Below are 16,320 nucleotides of genomic sequence, written 5' to 3' on the forward strand. Positions count from 1 at the left end.
CCTTGTTAATAGCTATATTAATCTACTTCTCTCCCCATAGAACTCTCCCAGACTCTAAACCACTGCTGTCTTGTGAGCTTAATCTTTACTGCTTCAACAGCAACCTTTATCCTTTCTAGCTTACCACTACCTACAATTGGAATCATATTGGCTGGATGATTTAGGATCCAGGCATAGATAATGTAGTCTATAGATGGAGCCCCTACTTCCTCTCTTATCTCTTCAAAAGTCCTTCTTACCCTAGAGACCTTATCTTCATTAGAATTAAAGATACTCCCTCCTGCTAATGGCGACCAGACCATTGGTGGTATTCCTTTCTGTTTGCACTTCTCTATACTACCATTATCAAAGTTTTCAAAATTAAGAGGAGATACCTCTATCTGATTAGTTACTAAAGGAGTATCCAATCTAGAGCTTAACATATCAAATTGAGATGGCTTAAAGTTAGAGACACCATAGTTTAAAACTTTCCCTTCTTTCTTTAATTGATTAAAGGCGTCACTTACTTCATCAGGGTTCATAAAAGGATCTGGCCTATGAATCAATAATAGATCTATATAATCTGTCTCTAAGTTCTTAAGTGATCTCTCTACTGACTCTATTATGTGTTTCTTACTAGTGTCATAATGCTTAACCTTATGCTCTGGTCTATTAGATGAAATTAATTTTATCCCGCACTTTGTTACTAACTGAATCCTTTCTCTTAAACTAGGCTTTAAAGCCAAGGCTTTACCAAATAACTCTTCACAGGTATATGCACCATAAATATCTGCATGATCAAAGCTCGTTACTCCCAATTCTATACACCCTTCAATTAATTCCAATATTTCTTGGGAAGTCATCTCCCAGCTTGATAGCCTCATTAGTCCATGAACTACCCTTGATAATTCTAAATTTTCTCCTACCTTTACTTTCTCAATCATATCTATAACCTCCTATTTTTATGGATAAATTAATAAATGAGATTTTGAACTTACTCATTACTGCTTACTATCTTCTACTTCTCTACTCACCTCTATTATCCCTACTATTACAAGGAAAATAATTGATTGATGAAAAAAATTTCACCTTTTAGAAATAATACTGAAGTCTGATATTTTTGATAGAGGGCTGTAAAAGTTTATTTTATAACTGTATCAACTCTTTTATAATATTTTCAAAGGATTATTTTCTTTAATAGCTAACTATTTAATAGTAATGTCAACTAATTCTTGATAAAAAATCTAAAATGATTTATTATAATAATATTAAACTTAGGGAGTGATGTTAATGGAATTACTTTACACAGGAAAAACTAAAGATGTCTATTCTTTAGAGGATGGGAACTATTTATTAAAGTTTAAAGATGATGTGACTGGTGAAGATGGTGTCTTCGACCCTGGGGCCAACAGTGTTGGACTAACAATTGAAGGAGCAGGTAGAGCTGGATTAAGATTGACAAGATTATTCTTTGAAAGACTAAAAAATGAAGGTGTTCCTACCCACTATATTGATTCTAATATTGAAGAATCGACAATGACTGTAATGCCTGCAACGGTATTTGGAAAAGGACTTGAAGTAATCTGCCGATATAGAGCAGTAGGAAGCTTCTATAGACGCTATGGTATGTATGCCAAAGAGGGCCAAGCTTTAGACGCCTTTGTAGAAATCACTCTTAAAGATGATGATCGCAAAGATCCACCAATAACAGAGGATGCTTTAGAGATGCTAGGTATATTAACTAGTGATGAGTACAAGAAAATAAAGGACCTGACTAAGAAGATAGCAAGTGTAGTAAAAGATGAACTTAGTAAAAAGGATATTGAGCTATATGATATCAAATTTGAATTTGGTAGAAGAAAAGACTCTGGAGAGATCATCTTAATAGATGAAATATCTGGAGGAAATATGAGAGCTTATAAAGATGGTGAGTATATCGAACCCCTACTTTTAGAAAAACTGATGTTAGAGGAGTAATATCGATGAAAGATCATCACATAATTAAACATAAACAAAAGAGATCACTTGAACTATAATAATTTAAAGGTAGTTTATTATTTTTGAAACCAAGGTTATTCATTAAATGAAAATAAATCTTGTCATACTATAACATATTTATCTAAAAAAGTAAGTGGCTCCAATCATATTGTTATGATTGGAGCCACTTACTTTTTTAATTATGTATTTCTTTTACCCTACCAACTATACCATCTTCAAGACGAACCTTAATCCCATGAGGATGGGTAGAAGAGTTAGTCAAAATATCTTTAACTATACCTTCTGTTAGCTTCCCCGAACGTTGGTCTTGCTTCTTTACAACTGAAACCTTTAAACCTGGCTTGATATCCTTACGATTCTTTCCATTCATTTGATTACCTCCCTATTACATTTAAGTATATCTAATACCTATTATTATATCAAGACAATTAAATATTGTAGAATTTAAGGCTAAAGTTAACTTAGTAATTTAAAATTTTATTTTCTTCATTTCTAAACTCGCTTGATATCATTAATTATTTTTAACTAAAATAAATTAAAAGGTCTCTCCAATCCTTTTTTATTATTCTTTTAGGAAATAAATTATTAGCATTACATACTGTCAACTTATAATAATCACCTATATTATAAGTTTTTAAAACAAATTCACTAAATTTAAATTTATCATTTAACCATATCTTATTATTATCTTTTACAGTAAACGAATTAAGAGGAATAGATAATCCCTTTCCAACAGCTTTTATATAACTTTCCTTTGAAGTCCATAGCTTATAAAAATACCCTAGCCTATCTTTTTTATCTTTTAAAATTAAATTTCTATACTCTTCTTTAGAAAAAAATTCTTTGGCTATATTTAAATCAATATTTTCTATTTTTTCTATATCTATCCCAATTTGCTTATTACTTATTGCACATACTATCCAGCTACCTGAATGAGATATATTAAAATGAAAATTAGGATTGTTTTTTAAAAATGGTTTTCCATAATCATTTCTTTTGAAAAATATATCTTCATTTTTAATTTTTAATTCATTAGATATTATATCCCTTATTAAAACTTCTCCTATTACAGTACGATAAGCATCTTCTTTTTTTAAAAATTTTATAGCTTTATTCTTTTTATCTAAAGATACTAACGATAACACCTTACTAAATTCTAAATGATTCAAATCATTTTCTAGCTTTACAGCAAATAATCCCTTCATAAATTAAACCACCTAATCCTCTACTTTGTTTGTAGCAAAAATAATACTATTTAAAACTTTGAAAATTTCTGAAGCCTCTTTATATAAAATTTATCTATAATATTAATTCGGTATTTTATTACTTTTTCCTCCCTATCACATTTAAGTATATCTAATACCTATTATTATATCAAAATAAATAAATATTATAGAGTTTATAAGATAGGATTATCTACTAATTTATGCTATAATGGAATAATCAAATAATAAAAATTCAACTTAAAAGGAGATAAATTATGATTACAGTTAGTAATGTTGGTGTTCAGTTTGGTTCAAGCAGGTTATTTAGTGATGTTAATCTCAAGTTTACCCCAGGTAATTGTTATGGAATTATTGGGGCCAACGGTGCAGGTAAATCTACTTTTTTAAAGGTATTATCTGGAGAAATTGATACTACTAAAGGAGAAGTCATTATTCCTCCTAAAAAGAGGATTTCAGTCTTGAAACAGGATCATTATCAATATGATGAATGTGAGGTATTAGAGACTGTTATAATGGGAAATCAAAGGTTATATGAGGTTATGAAAGAGAAGGATGAAATATATGCAAAAGATACTTTTAGTGATCAAGATGGAATAAGAGCTTCTGAGCTAGAAGGAGAATTTGCAGAATTAAATGGATGGAATGCCCAGCCAGAAGCCGCTCAGATGCTTAAAGGTCTTGGTATTGGAACGGATCTACACAATTTGCAGATGAAAGACTTAGATGGTGGAGATAAGGTAAAAGTATTACTTGCTCAAGCTTTATTTGGTGAACCAGATATACTATTATTAGATGAGCCGACTAATAACTTAGATATTGCATCAGTTAATTGGCTTGAAAACTTTCTGTTTAATTTTCCTAATATAGTTATTGTCGTCTCCCATGATAGACATTTTTTAAATACTGTCTGCACACATATTGTTGATATCGACTTTAAGAAGATTAAGTTATATGTAGGAAATTATGATTTTTGGTATGAATCAAGTCAATTAATTCAGCAATTAACTAAAAAAGAAAATCAGAAGAAAGAAGCACAAATTAAAGAGTTAGAAAATTTCATAGCACGTTTCTCGGCAAATAAATCAAAGTCTAAACAGGCAACATCTCGTAAGAAGCTATTAGATAAGATATCTATAGAAGATATGCCTGCCTCTTCAAGAAAGTACCCTTTTGTAGGCTTTAAAGCTGATAGAGAGATCGGAAACGAGGTACTTTATGTTGAAGGTCTTTCTAAGACCATTGACGGTGAGAAGGTTCTTGATAATATTAGCTTTAGGGTGAATAAGGATGATAAGATAGTCTTTTTAGGTGATGATGAGATTGCTATTACTACCCTGTTTAAGATATTAGCAGGAGAGATAGAACCGGATAGTGGGAGTGTTAAATGGGGTATTACCACCTCACAATCATATTTTCCTAAGGATAATTCTGAGTACTTTAATGACTGTAATTTAAGCTTGGTAAATTGGTTAGGGCAGTTTTCGGATGATAAGACAGAGAATTTCTTGAGAAGTTTCTTAGGTAGAATGTTATTTAGCGGTGAGGAAGCTTTAAAGCCAGTAAATGTTCTCTCTGGAGGAGAGAAGGTTCGTTGTATGCTTTCTAAGATGATGCTTTCTGGGGCCAACGTCTTACTACTTGATCAGCCTACCAACCATCTAGACCTTGAATCGATTACAGCCTTAAATAATGGGCTCATCGACTTTAAGGGAAATATCCTATTTACATCCCATGACCATCAATTTATCCAAACTATAGCCAATAGGGTTATAGAGGTTAAAGGTGATGGTTTGGTCGATAAGTTGATGACCTTTGATGAGTATCTTGAGCTTGATAATTAACCCTTAAACCTCCTTTCCATCCTTCTCCTTAAATAAGAAGGATGGAGAGGAGGTTTGCTAAAATTCATTCTCTTTTAAAAATTTATCAAAATCATCTTCTGCTTTATCATTCAACCTGTTTTGATTATATTTTTCATATTCTTGATTTGCAAGTTCATTTGCAACTTTATTCGATATTCTTCCAGCGTTGGTTAGTATATCTCTTCCATTAAATTCTAAAAAAGCATTTAACTTTTCTATCCAATCTTTCATATACATTGGGTTATTTCTCTCCGCTTGGTCCTCAGCATAATCGAGATACATAGTCACTATTCTATTTAAAGCCTTCAACTCTTCTTCAGTTAAATAGTTTTTAGCAACTTTTGCATCACTTTTTCTAATTTTGCTACCTTTCCAAGTTGTAAGCCCCATATTATCTTTTTCAGCATCAGCCCTTTTTGCTATTAACTCAGCAGCAGTATGGCCATTTATAGCAAAATGTAATTTATTCTGCAACGTAGCGAAAAATTTTCTTGAAATATCTGATTTAGGGTCATAATCTACTGATAAAGCATATATATCAGTAATCTTTTTATAAAATCTCTTCTCAGATGCCCTTATATCCCTAATACGTTCTAGTAATTCATCAAAATAATCTTCACCAAAATTTCTCATTTCCTTCAACCGCTCATCATCCATTGTAAAGCCTTTAATTAAATACTCATTAAGCCTCTCGGTTGCCCATCGTCTAAATTGTGTACCTCTATGAGAACGAACCCTATAGCCTATTGCAATTATCATTTCAAGATTATAGTGCAGTATATTTCTCTTGACTTCTCTCCCGCCTTCATTTTGAACTTGTAAGTAATCCTTACAAGTTGTTTCTTTTTCTAATTCTCCACCACTATATATATTCTTTATATGCAAGGTAATATTTTGAGGAGTTGTTTGATACAACTCTGCTATTGCTTTCTGTGTCATCCATACTGTTTGATTTTCTAATTTTACATCTATCTTGGTTTTCCCATCTTCGGTTTGATATATTAACATATCTGTATTACTTTTCACACTCAACACCTCTTCAAATATTTTAATTTCATTCCTATTATATATTTTATCTATAACAGGCTCAATACCTTTATAATTTCTTTCTTCACTCAAATTTATTTCTCCTCTACGAACAACAATAATATAAGCAATCCCTTCAATTAAACGGAAAGAAATAATACTTGTTCTATAATAAATTCAGAAAAGTCTTCATGTACTATAACATAAAAAACCTTATTCCCTTTTCTTGATTAATTAGTTGGTTGTGTAAGTATGTATAAAGATAAAAATTATTGTTTTTCAAACTAAAAAAGCAGGGGCTTTGGCCCCTGCTTTTTTAGTTATTATATTCTTAATGTTTAAAATGTCTTCTTCCTGTAAAGACCATAGCAATTCCATGCTTGTTAGCAGCTTCAATAACCTGCCCGTCTCTGATAGAACCACCTGGTTGGATGATAGCTTTGATTCCCTTCTTAGCTGCTTCTTCAATAGCATCTGGGAAAGGGAAGAAAGCATCTGATGCTACTACTCCACCCTCTTGGCGGCCATCAGCTTTCATTCCAGCAATGATCATAGAATCGACTCTACTCATCTGTCCTGCACCAACACCAACTACCATCTGGTCCTTGGCCATTACAATAGCATTGGACTTAACATGTTTAACTACCTTCCAGCTAAATAATAAGTCCTTTATTTGAGCTTCTGTTGGTTTAACCTCAGTTACTACTTCCAATTCATCTTCAGTAGTTTGGACTACATCTCTATCTTGAACTAAGATTCCACCAGTTACCTTCTTCATATCGTAACCTGGCTTCTCTCTATTGATAAATAAATCTCCCGTCTCTAAGATTCTGACATTCTTCCATCTAGCTTTAAGTACCTCTAAAGCATCCTCTGTATAAGAAGGAGCAATTACAACCTCAACAAACTTATCTTCCCCTGCAATCCCTTTAGCAACATCTTCTGTTACCTCTCTATTAAGAGCAACAATACTACCAAAGGCCGATAATGGGTCTCCAGCGTGAGCATTAGTATATGCTTCTAATAGATTATCAGCAGTTGCCATTCCACAAGGGTTAGCATGCTTAATTACTGCTACTGCAGGCTTGTCAGTGAACTCCTTAACCAACTCCAAAGCACCATTGGTATCATTGATATTGTTAAAGGATAGCTCTTTACCATGGTGTTGTTTAGCAGTTGTAATTGATGGCTCATCTAAATCTTTTTCTTTGTAGAATGCCGCTTTTTGGTGTGGGTTCTCTCCATATCTTAAATCAGAGATCTTCTCATACCTATCTAGCATAACCTCTGGTAATCCCTCATCATCCTTTAACTGCTTAGCTAAATAATCTTGGATTAAGTGATCATACTGAGCAGTATGGTGGAAGGCCTTATAAGATAGCTCCATCTTCTTTTTAACCGATAAAGAAACATCATTAGCTTCTAGCTCTTCTAAGATTGAGCTATAGTCACTTGGGTCAACTACCACTCCTACATCATTGAAGTTCTTAGCAGCTGAACGGATCATCGTTGGCCCGCCGATATCAATATTCTCAATTGCTTCTTCTAAAGTAACGCCTTCTTTAGCTATAGTTTCGGCAAAAGGATACAGGTTACAAACTACCAAAGCAATTGGCTTAATACCTGCCTCTTTAATCTGATTCATGTGATCCTCATTCTCTCTTACTGCAAGGATACCTCCATGTACTGCTGGGTGTAAGGTCTTAACCCTCCCATCCATCATCTCTGGAAAATCAGTCACCTCACTAATTCCAACTACAGGCAATCCTGCTTCCTTTAACTTTCTAGCAGTTCCTCCTGTTGAGATAAGAGTTACTCCTAACTTATGTAAACCTTTAGCAAAATCAACAATACCCTCTTTATTAGAAACACTCAACAAAGCTTGACGAATCCTGTTCATTATCAATCACACTCCTTTTTATATTAGTCGTCAGCTGTCAGCTATCAGCCTTCAGCTCGAATTGTCTGTAGTCTGTAGTCTTTGAATTCGCACAGACTACCCACTACTCATTACCCCTTATCTCTTGACTTTAACTGTCAATTCTCAATTCTCAACTCTCAACTACTCTTGACCTTAAATTTTTATAATTCTTAATTCTTAATTCTTAATTCTTAACTCTTAACTGCTTTTACAATCACTTTCCCGTCTTTAACTTCTAACCTATCTTGAGCATAGAGTTTAACCGCTTGTGGATAGATTCTATGCTCTTCTTTTAATATCCGCTTAGCTAAGGTCTCCTCTGTATCCCCTTCTTGGACTGGAACAGCAGCTTGGATAATTATTGGCCCTGTATCCATCCCTTCATCAGCAAAGTGAACTGTACAACCTGCTACCTTAACCCCGTAATCTAAGGCTTGCTTTTGGGCATGAAGGCCTGGAAAAGAAGGTAATAAAGAAGGATGTATATTCATAACTCTATTCTTATAGTGTCTGACAAAGTAAGGGGTTAATATTCTCATAAAGCCAGCCATTACAATAAGGTCTACCTCATATTCCTCTAAAGCATCGATCATTGCTTGCTCAAACTTTTCTTTGCTATCATAAATCTTAGGATTTATATATTTACTAGCGATACCTTGGTTATTGGCCCGCTCTAAGGCTTTGGCCCCTTCCTTATCACTTATTACTAGCTCAACCTTAGCTTCTAACTCTCCACTCTCTATACTATCGATAATAGATTGTAGGTTACTTCCTCTTCCTGAAGCGAGTACTCCTATCTTTAACATTCTCTCACACCCTTTTACTTAAATTGGACTAACTTATCTCCCTCTTGAACATCTCCGATTAGGTAAGCCTCTTCCCCAGATTTTTTTAGAGATTCCATTACTCCATCCACATCCTCAGCTTTGACTACCAAGGTCATACCAATCCCCATATTGAAGGTGCGGTGCATCTCTTTCTCCTCAACTTCACCAATATTTTGCATCACTTTAAAGACATCAGGAACCTCCCAGCTACTCTTGTCCACAACTACCTTAGTTCCTTCTGGCAGAACACGAGGGATATTCTCAATAATTCCTCCACCAGTAATATGGGCAATCCCTTTAACATCATACTCTTCTAAAACCTTTAATACAGGTTTAACATATACCTTAGTTGGTTTAATTAACTCTTCTCCCAAGTTAGAGGCTAATCCTTCCACCTTATCCTCTAATTTATATCCTCCTACCTCAAAGAAGATCTTACGGGCCAACGAATAACCATTACTATGAATTCCACTTGAAGCTAATCCAATAACCTTATCACCTGGCTTAATATCTTGGCCAGTAATAACCTTATCCTTATCGACAATCCCTACTACAAAACCTGCCAAGTCATACTCACCTGCATCATAGAAATCAGGCATCTCAGCCGTCTCTCCCCCGATTAAAGCTGAATCTGCTTGCTTACACCCTAAGGTAATACCTTTAACTATATCAGCCGCCTTATTAGGATCTAACTTTCCAGTTGCTAAATAATCTAAGAAGAACAAAGGCTTGGCCCCCTGGGCCAAAATATCATTAACACACATAGCTACCAGATCAATACCTACACTGTCGTGCTTATCCATCATAAAGGCAATCTTAAGCTTAGTACCAACACCATCAGTTCCCGATACTAAAACTGGCTCCTTATACCCCTTTAAGTCAGGAGCAAATAATCCACCAAAGCCTCCTAACCCTGTTAAAACCTCTGGGCCAAAGGTAGATTTAACATCCTTACTTATCTTATCAACAGTCTCTTCTCCTGCCTTAATATCAACACCTGCATCTTTATAAGATAATCCCATCTCATTCACCATCCTTTTATAATTATCTAATTAATTGTCAAGTTTTCTTTAATGTTTTTCCAATGGCTATTAGCTAGTAACTAGTAGCTATTTATTCAAAATCAAACTTACTAGTCCCTGTTTCAATTGGATAATTACCATTAAAGCAGGCTGTACAGAATCCATAACCATTTGCCTTAATAGAGTCTAATAATCCTTCTTGACTTAAATAGGTTAAAGAATCTGCACCTATATGTTCACATACCCCCTCTAAACTCTTCTGTACAGCAATCAACTCTTGTCTTCTAGATGTATCTAAACCATAAAAACAAGGATCGGTTACTGGAGGTGATGAGATAGCCATATGAACCTCTTTGGCCCCAGCTTCTCTTACAGTTCTAATAATCTGCTTACTAGTAGTTCCTCTAACTATAGAATCATCAACTAGGATTACCCTTTTACCCTTTATAATATCCTTAATAGGATTTAACTTGATCTTAACCTTCAAATCTCTAATCTTTTGAGTAGGTTGAATAAAGGTTCTACCCACATACCTATTTCTTAAGATTCCTTTCTCATAAGAGATTCCCGACTCTTCAGCAAAACCTAAAGCAGCTGCAATTCCTGAACTTGGTACAGGAACTACCAAATCAGCTTCAACCTCCATCTCCCGGGCCAACTGCCTTCCCATCTCCTTACGGGCCAAATGCACATTTTGACCACCAATAATGCTATCTGGACGAGCAAAATAAACAAACTCAAAGATACAGAAATTATAAGGTTTTCTCTCACTATAGTATAAACTTTTAACCCCATTCTCATCTATAATTATCATCTCACCTGGTTCGATATCCCTAATAAGTTCTGCACCGATTATGTCAAAAGCACAAGTCTCTGAAGCAACTATATAGCTATTACCCAACTTGCCTAAAGATAAAGGTCTAAAACCATAAGGATCCCTAGCTGCTACCATTGCCTTTTCAGTTAAAGCAACTATACTAAAGGCTCCTTTTATCTGCTGCAAGCTATGAGTAAAGGCCTCAATTATATTATCCTTAAAAGAACGAGCAACTAAATGAGCAATTACTTCAGTATCTAAAGTAGAATGAAAGATTGAGCCTTGACGCTCTAAATTCAACCTCATCTCCTTACTGTTAACAAGATTACCATTATGGGCCAAAGCTAGATCACCTTTAATGGAGTTAGTCAATAACGGCTGAGCATTAGAAAGTAATGTTGATCCAGTTGTAGAATAACGAACATGACCAATTGCCATATTTCCTTTTAAATCCTTTAACTTATCTTCATCAAAGACATTAGTTACTAACCCCATACCTTTATATAAATTAAATCCACCTTTATGATTAGTACAAATACCAGCACTCTCTTGACCTCGATGCTGTAAAGCATGAAGACCTAAATAGGTCAAATTTGATGCATCATACTTAGAGTTATTGCTATAAATCCCAAAGACTCCACACTCTTCTTCCATCTTATCAACTTCATTTATAACTTCTAAGGAAGTATCCTTCTTCATCCCTTCATCCCCTTACCTTTATATTTTAGAAATATTCTCTATTACTAATTGATAATTAAGAGTAACTTGGTAATTAAATTGAAAAGATTAAAACGCTTTTAGTCTTTAATCTTTTAACTATCAATTTTCAATTATCAACTATCAACTTAGTTAGTCAATCTTCTTAGTATCTCCTCATAGGCTTCCACTACACCTCCCATACCTCTACGGAATCTGTCCTTATCAAGCTTCTTTTTACTTTGACTATCCCAAAAGCGACAGTTATCAGGAGATATCTCATCTCCTAAATAAATCTTACCATCACTACCTCTACCAAACTCTAACTTAAAGTCAATTAAATCTATCCCTTTATCCTTTAAGTAATCTACTAATATATCATTAATCTTAAAGGTGATCTCTTTAATTTGGTCTAATTCTTCTTTTGTTGCTAACTCTTGAGAATATATATGATACTCATTAATCATTGGGTCTCCTAAGTCATCTACCTTATAATAAAACTCTAAAACTGGTTTAGACAGTTTAGTCCCTTCCTCTAAGCCTAAACGCTTAGCCAAGCTTCCAGCAGCAATATTTCTCATTACCACCTCTACTAGGATAATATCTAAGTTCTTAGTTAATACCTCTCTATCATTTAAAACTTCTATCAAGTGGGTCTTAATCCCTTTATCTTCTAAGAGCTTAAAGAATATATTTGATATTTTATTATTCAAAACACCCTTACCAGATATTTGGCTCTTCTTCTCACCATTAAAAGCCGTTGCATCATCCTTATACTCAACAATCACCTTATCTTCATCATCAGTAGAATAAATTCTCTTCGCCTTACCCTCATAAAGCAACTCCTGCTTCTGCATTTAAAATCCCCCATTAGCTTATTTCTGAAATCTACATTATATAAAAATAACCAAATTATTTTACTAGTAAAATTGACATAAAATCAAGAGATTAAGAGCTTTTTTCACCACGAATGAACACGAATATACACTAATTAAAAAACTAAAAATTAATTGTTTTCAAGTACTTTTTTATTGAAAAATATAAATAATTATATTAAAAATATTTTAGAATTTGATTTTTATTAGTGCTCATTCGTATCTATTCGTGGTTTCAACTAGTTCTTGACCTTAATCATAAAGGCTACGCTTTATCCTAATATAATCACTCTTTTTATAACTTTCTAATTCCTTGCACTACTATATACCAAGTTCACTCTTCCAGTACTCTACAACCTTCTCTGTCTTCTTAGATGCGATTCCGATATATTTATCTGGGTTGACCAATATCTCTCTTTGTCTTGGATCAAACTTTTCCCAGTAAGGTTTCAAATCTTTACTTTCTTTTATTAAATCCCTTAAGTTCTTATCACTCTTCTCTGCTTCTAAGGTAAGTATTCTTACTGCTTCATGGGCATCTGGATGTCCATAGGATGCTAGAAGAATATATAAAGGCTCTGCTACTATCATCTCTTTATTGGTATCAAAATTCTTCTCCATATTATCATAGTCTACTACTAACTTCTGACAGACTCTAATCAAACGATTTACTGAAGATAGTAAACCTACTATTAATTCAGGAATAAATCTACTAGAAGCTGAATTTGTCAAATCTCTTTGGTGTTCAGATAATTGATCTTGATACAAGGTAATCATTCTAGGCATAAAAGCCTTCCACATACTCTTAACATTCTCATAATTAATTGGATTTCTCTTATGAGGCATAGTCGAAGAACCAACTTGATCCTTAGCAAAGTACTCTCCAACCTCTCCAATCTCTGAACGCTGTAAGTGGCGCATATCATCACTAAAGCTTGCTATTATTCCAAAACAAGAGATTAAATTGTGAACAAAATCAGTTAAATATTCAGGCTCAACGATCTGAGTTGAATGGGTACTAGCTTTTAAATCTAACTCTGCCAAGACATCAGCCTCGAAGGCTTCTGGATCTTCAAAGAATAGATGACTTGCATTATAAGCTCCCACTGCACCTGCTATCTTACCTCGAAGGTCTGTCCCACTTTCTTTAACATCTTTAATCTTATTTCCTAGGCGGCTAACATACTCTGCTACAGCAAATCCAAAGGTTATCGGTACAGCATGCTGCCCATGTGTTCTACCAACCTGTACGGTATCCTTCTCCCTAAGTGCTATCTCCATTAAAATCTCTTCTAACTTCTTTAATTTAGGAAGGATTAATTCTTCAGTTGCTACTTTATACCTTAAAGCATTTGCTGTATCCACTATATCAAAGGAGGTAGTTGTAAAGTGGATATAAGGCTTAGCCTCTTTACTAACTCGCTTTTGAATACAATTAACCAAAGCTCTGATATTATGTCTTGTCTTACTCTCCTCTTGATAAACCTCTTCAGGAGTCAAAGCTGAAACTGCTTCTTCTACCTCTTCAACTACAGCTTGAGAACAGATCCCGCCCTTAGCTAAAGCTTTAACTAGGGCCAACTCTACTTGTGCTTGGTATTTGACTTTGGCCCCTTCTGAAAGGTACTTAGAATACTGATTAAACTCTTCTTCTCTCAACGAATAACGGTGATCTAACGGACTTATATTATCAAAGATATTACGACTTATCATCAAATCTCCTCCTATTAATATGATTTAAGACAGGAGTCTGGAGTATGGAGTCAAGAACCAGTGGATATGGTTTTTATGGGTTTCACGGAGAGTCTTGACCTTTAAGACTCGTAGGAGTTCAAAACCACAAAGTTCTTGACTTTGACCTATAATCTTACTGATTGCTGATTCCGTGTTCCAGATTCCTAAATCTCTTGTCCTGACCTTGTCGACTCTTGTCCGAACTTAGTCAGCGTAAATGCCTTTAATCTTTATCTCTTAAACCTCAAAAACCCAAAGACTTGACGCAGATTAACATAGATAAAATCTGATTAAATCTGATTTAAACCTTTTTAATCTTTTTATTTTATTTTTATATCAGACCTTAATCCGCTCTTATCAGATCTAATCAGCGTATATGCCTTTTATCTTTAATCTTTTTAAAATCAATTACTATCAATTTAGAACTATATATATTATTATTTCTGATAATCTTTCAAGTAATCAGCGTACCCCTGCTTCTCTACATTAGCAGCTACACCTTCAACCATCTCTCTTAAATCTTCTTTATACTCCTTATACTTCTCTCTTAGCTTCTTATCCTTTGTACCTAGAATCTGTATAGCCAGTAATCCAGCATTTTTGGCACCATTGATTGCTACTGTAGCTACTGGAACTCCTCCTGGCATCTGTACTATTGAGTATAAAGAGTCAACTCCACTTAACTTAGAGGTCTTAATTGGCACTCCAATTATAGGTAAAGATGTAATAGACGCTACCATACCTGGTAGATGAGCTGCCCCACCAGCCCCTGCAATAATAACCTCTAAGCCTCTTTCTTCAGCCTCTTTAGCATAGTCATACAAACGATCAGGAGTCCTATGTGCTGAAACTACAGTTAGTTCATATTCTACTTCAAATTCATCCAATATCTTAGCTGCTTCTTGCATCACCGGCAAGTCCGAATCACTTCCCATAATAATTCCAACCTCTATCGCCATTAAAAACACCCCTATTTTATAATTTTTAATTCTTATTTCTTAATTATTAACTCTTAATTCTTATTAACTCACTTGCTTTCAAAGCCTCTTTAGCTGCACCTTCAATATTATTAGCAACAGTTGTTAAATGACCCATCTTTCTTTGAGCTTTGCTCACCTTCTTGCCATAAATATGTACCTTAGTATTCTTCAAGGATAAAGTTTCTATTATCCCCTCTACCTTAGCTTCTCCTGTAGCCCCAGCTTCTCCAAGTAAATTTCTCATTACCGTTGGTTTAACTAAACTAGTAGAACCTAAAGGCAAAGAAGTAATGGCTCTAATATGATTCTCAAACTGTGATGTTATAGATCCTTCAATGCTATAATGTCCAGAATTATGAGGGCGAGGTGCTATCTCATTAACTAGGACTCTATCATTATCACTAACAAACATCTCTATACAGAAGATTCCTACCCCAGCAAAGATATCTATCACCCTATGGGCCAACTCCATAGCTCTCTTCTCAACCTGAGCTGATATCTGAGCAGGTACCTTAGTCTCTATTAAGATATTATCTTTATGTAAATTCTCTCCCACTGGATAGACCTCTATCTCACCATCAAGACCTCTAACAACAATAACAGATATCTCCTTTTTAAAAGGAACAAAGGCTTCAGCCATTAAAGGTACTTTACCTTCACCTAACTGCTTATAAGCCTTCTCTATCTCCTCTTCATCCTTAATCAAATAATTTCCCTTACCATCATATCCACCTGTACAACTCTTTAACATTAAAGGATAGGAAAACTTTTCTGCCCCTGCTCTAATATCATCTAAATTGGAAATTTGAATAAACTCCGGCACCGGAATTTGATTTTTCTTTAAAACTTTCTTCTGATCATATTTATTCTGTATAATCTCTAAAGACTCTGGACTTGGATAAATCTGATAGCCTTCCTCTTTAAGATCTTTTAATATTGAAACCCCAATATGTTCAAACTCATAAGTTAACAAATCTGATCTTCTTGCCAACTCCCTTATCCCCTCTTCATCGTCAAAGGGAGCAATTATATGTTCATCAGCTATACTACTAGCAGGACAATGGGGAGTTGGATCTAAGATAATAACATAAAAGCCCATTTTCTTAGCCTCTAGGATCATCATCTTCCCCAGTTGACCCCCACCAATTATCCCAATCCGCTGTTTTAACAACTCAGCTTTTTCCAAAGCTATCCCTCCTTTTATTAGCTAGTTGAAAATTGAGAATTGATAATTGATAGTTAGAAGCCCAAAGTTCAAAAACTTTAACAAAAATCAAAATCTGATTAAAACTTTTTAATTTATTCTTTTATCAGATCTAATCACCATCTACCAATTTGACTTTGATCTTAATCTCTA

Annotated in this window: 14 protein-coding genes; 2 read left to right on the plus strand and 12 right to left on the minus strand. The window is 34.3% G+C overall.

Features of this window, described 5'->3' with window-relative positions; translation table 11 throughout:
- Positions 1-17: 17 nt before the first annotated feature.
- Entirely contained in the window at positions 18-920 is a 903-nt protein-coding gene (locus HALSAC_RS0106765) for an aldo/keto reductase (protein WP_027339630.1), read from the minus strand.
- A gap of 349 nt (positions 921-1,269) precedes the next feature.
- On the opposite strand from HALSAC_RS0106765, the gene HALSAC_RS0106770 reads away from it, so the two are divergent.
- The gene (locus HALSAC_RS0106770) at positions 1,270-1,956 is read left to right on the plus strand and encodes a phosphoribosylaminoimidazolesuccinocarboxamide synthase (protein WP_027339631.1); all 687 of its coding nucleotides are present in this window, start codon (positions 1,270-1,272) and stop codon (positions 1,954-1,956) included.
- A gap of 196 nt (positions 1,957-2,152) precedes the next feature.
- Here HALSAC_RS0106770 and HALSAC_RS0106775 read toward each other — a convergent pair whose 3' ends face one another.
- Together HALSAC_RS0106775 and HALSAC_RS0106780 are read right to left on the minus strand one after the other, a co-directional pair.
- The gene (locus HALSAC_RS0106775) at positions 2,153-2,347 is read right to left on the minus strand and encodes a YwbE family protein (RefSeq protein WP_027339632.1); all 195 of its coding nucleotides are present in this window, start codon (positions 2,345-2,347) and stop codon (positions 2,153-2,155) included.
- Positions 2,348-2,498: 151 nt separating this feature from the next.
- Complete coding sequence (locus HALSAC_RS0106780; RefSeq protein ID WP_027339633.1) at positions 2,499-3,182, minus strand: 4'-phosphopantetheinyl transferase family protein; 684 nt, start codon at positions 3,180-3,182, stop codon at positions 2,499-2,501.
- A gap of 275 nt (positions 3,183-3,457) precedes the next feature.
- Between HALSAC_RS0106780 and HALSAC_RS0106785 the strand changes: the two genes are divergently transcribed.
- Entirely contained in the window at positions 3,458-5,044 is a 1,587-nt protein-coding gene (locus tag HALSAC_RS0106785; protein WP_027339634.1) for an ABC-F family ATP-binding cassette domain-containing protein, read from the plus strand.
- 57 nt (positions 5,045-5,101) lie between these two features.
- Here the strand turns inward: HALSAC_RS0106785 and HALSAC_RS0106790 are convergent, their stop codons facing one another.
- The 9 genes from HALSAC_RS0106790 to HALSAC_RS0106830 form a co-directional block, all read right to left on the minus strand.
- Positions 5,102-6,073, minus strand: a complete 972-nt coding sequence (locus HALSAC_RS0106790; protein ID WP_169730088.1) for a virulence RhuM family protein — start codon at positions 6,071-6,073, stop codon at positions 5,102-5,104.
- A gap of 349 nt (positions 6,074-6,422) precedes the next feature.
- Entirely contained in the window at positions 6,423-7,991 is a 1,569-nt protein-coding gene (purH, locus tag HALSAC_RS0106795; protein ID WP_027339636.1) for a bifunctional phosphoribosylaminoimidazolecarboxamide formyltransferase/IMP cyclohydrolase, read from the minus strand.
- Between the two features lie 212 nt (positions 7,992-8,203).
- Positions 8,204-8,818 (minus strand): phosphoribosylglycinamide formyltransferase, encoded by a 615-nt coding sequence (purN, locus tag HALSAC_RS0106800; protein ID WP_027339637.1) that lies wholly within the window; start codon positions 8,816-8,818, stop codon positions 8,204-8,206.
- A 14-nt stretch (positions 8,819-8,832) separates the two neighbouring features.
- Positions 8,833-9,861, minus strand: a complete 1,029-nt coding sequence (purM, locus tag HALSAC_RS0106805; RefSeq protein ID WP_027339638.1) for a phosphoribosylformylglycinamidine cyclo-ligase — start codon at positions 9,859-9,861, stop codon at positions 8,833-8,835.
- Positions 9,862-9,952: 91 nt separating this feature from the next.
- The gene (gene purF, locus HALSAC_RS15230; protein WP_035571365.1) at positions 9,953-11,377 is read right to left on the minus strand and encodes an amidophosphoribosyltransferase; all 1,425 of its coding nucleotides are present in this window, start codon (positions 11,375-11,377) and stop codon (positions 9,953-9,955) included.
- 146 nt (positions 11,378-11,523) lie between these two features.
- Positions 11,524-12,231, minus strand: coding sequence for a phosphoribosylaminoimidazolesuccinocarboxamide synthase (gene purC / locus HALSAC_RS0106815; RefSeq protein ID WP_027339639.1), 708 nt, complete (start codon positions 12,229-12,231; stop codon positions 11,524-11,526).
- 339 nt (positions 12,232-12,570) lie between these two features.
- Complete coding sequence (gene purB / locus HALSAC_RS0106820; RefSeq protein WP_027339640.1) at positions 12,571-13,962, minus strand: adenylosuccinate lyase; 1,392 nt, start codon at positions 13,960-13,962, stop codon at positions 12,571-12,573.
- A gap of 458 nt (positions 13,963-14,420) precedes the next feature.
- Entirely contained in the window at positions 14,421-14,942 is a 522-nt protein-coding gene (gene purE / locus HALSAC_RS0106825; protein ID WP_027339641.1) for a 5-(carboxyamino)imidazole ribonucleotide mutase, read from the minus strand.
- A 46-nt stretch (positions 14,943-14,988) separates the two neighbouring features.
- A complete protein-coding gene (locus HALSAC_RS0106830; RefSeq protein WP_027339642.1) occupies positions 14,989-16,149 on the minus strand; it encodes a 5-(carboxyamino)imidazole ribonucleotide synthase in 1,161 nt (386 codons plus the stop codon).
- Positions 16,150-16,320: the final 171 nt, after the last annotated feature.

The organism is Halonatronum saccharophilum DSM 13868 (genome assembly GCF_000517025.1).
GTDB classification, from domain to species: domain Bacteria; phylum Bacillota; class Halanaerobiia; order Halobacteroidales; family Halobacteroidaceae; genus Halonatronum; species Halonatronum saccharophilum.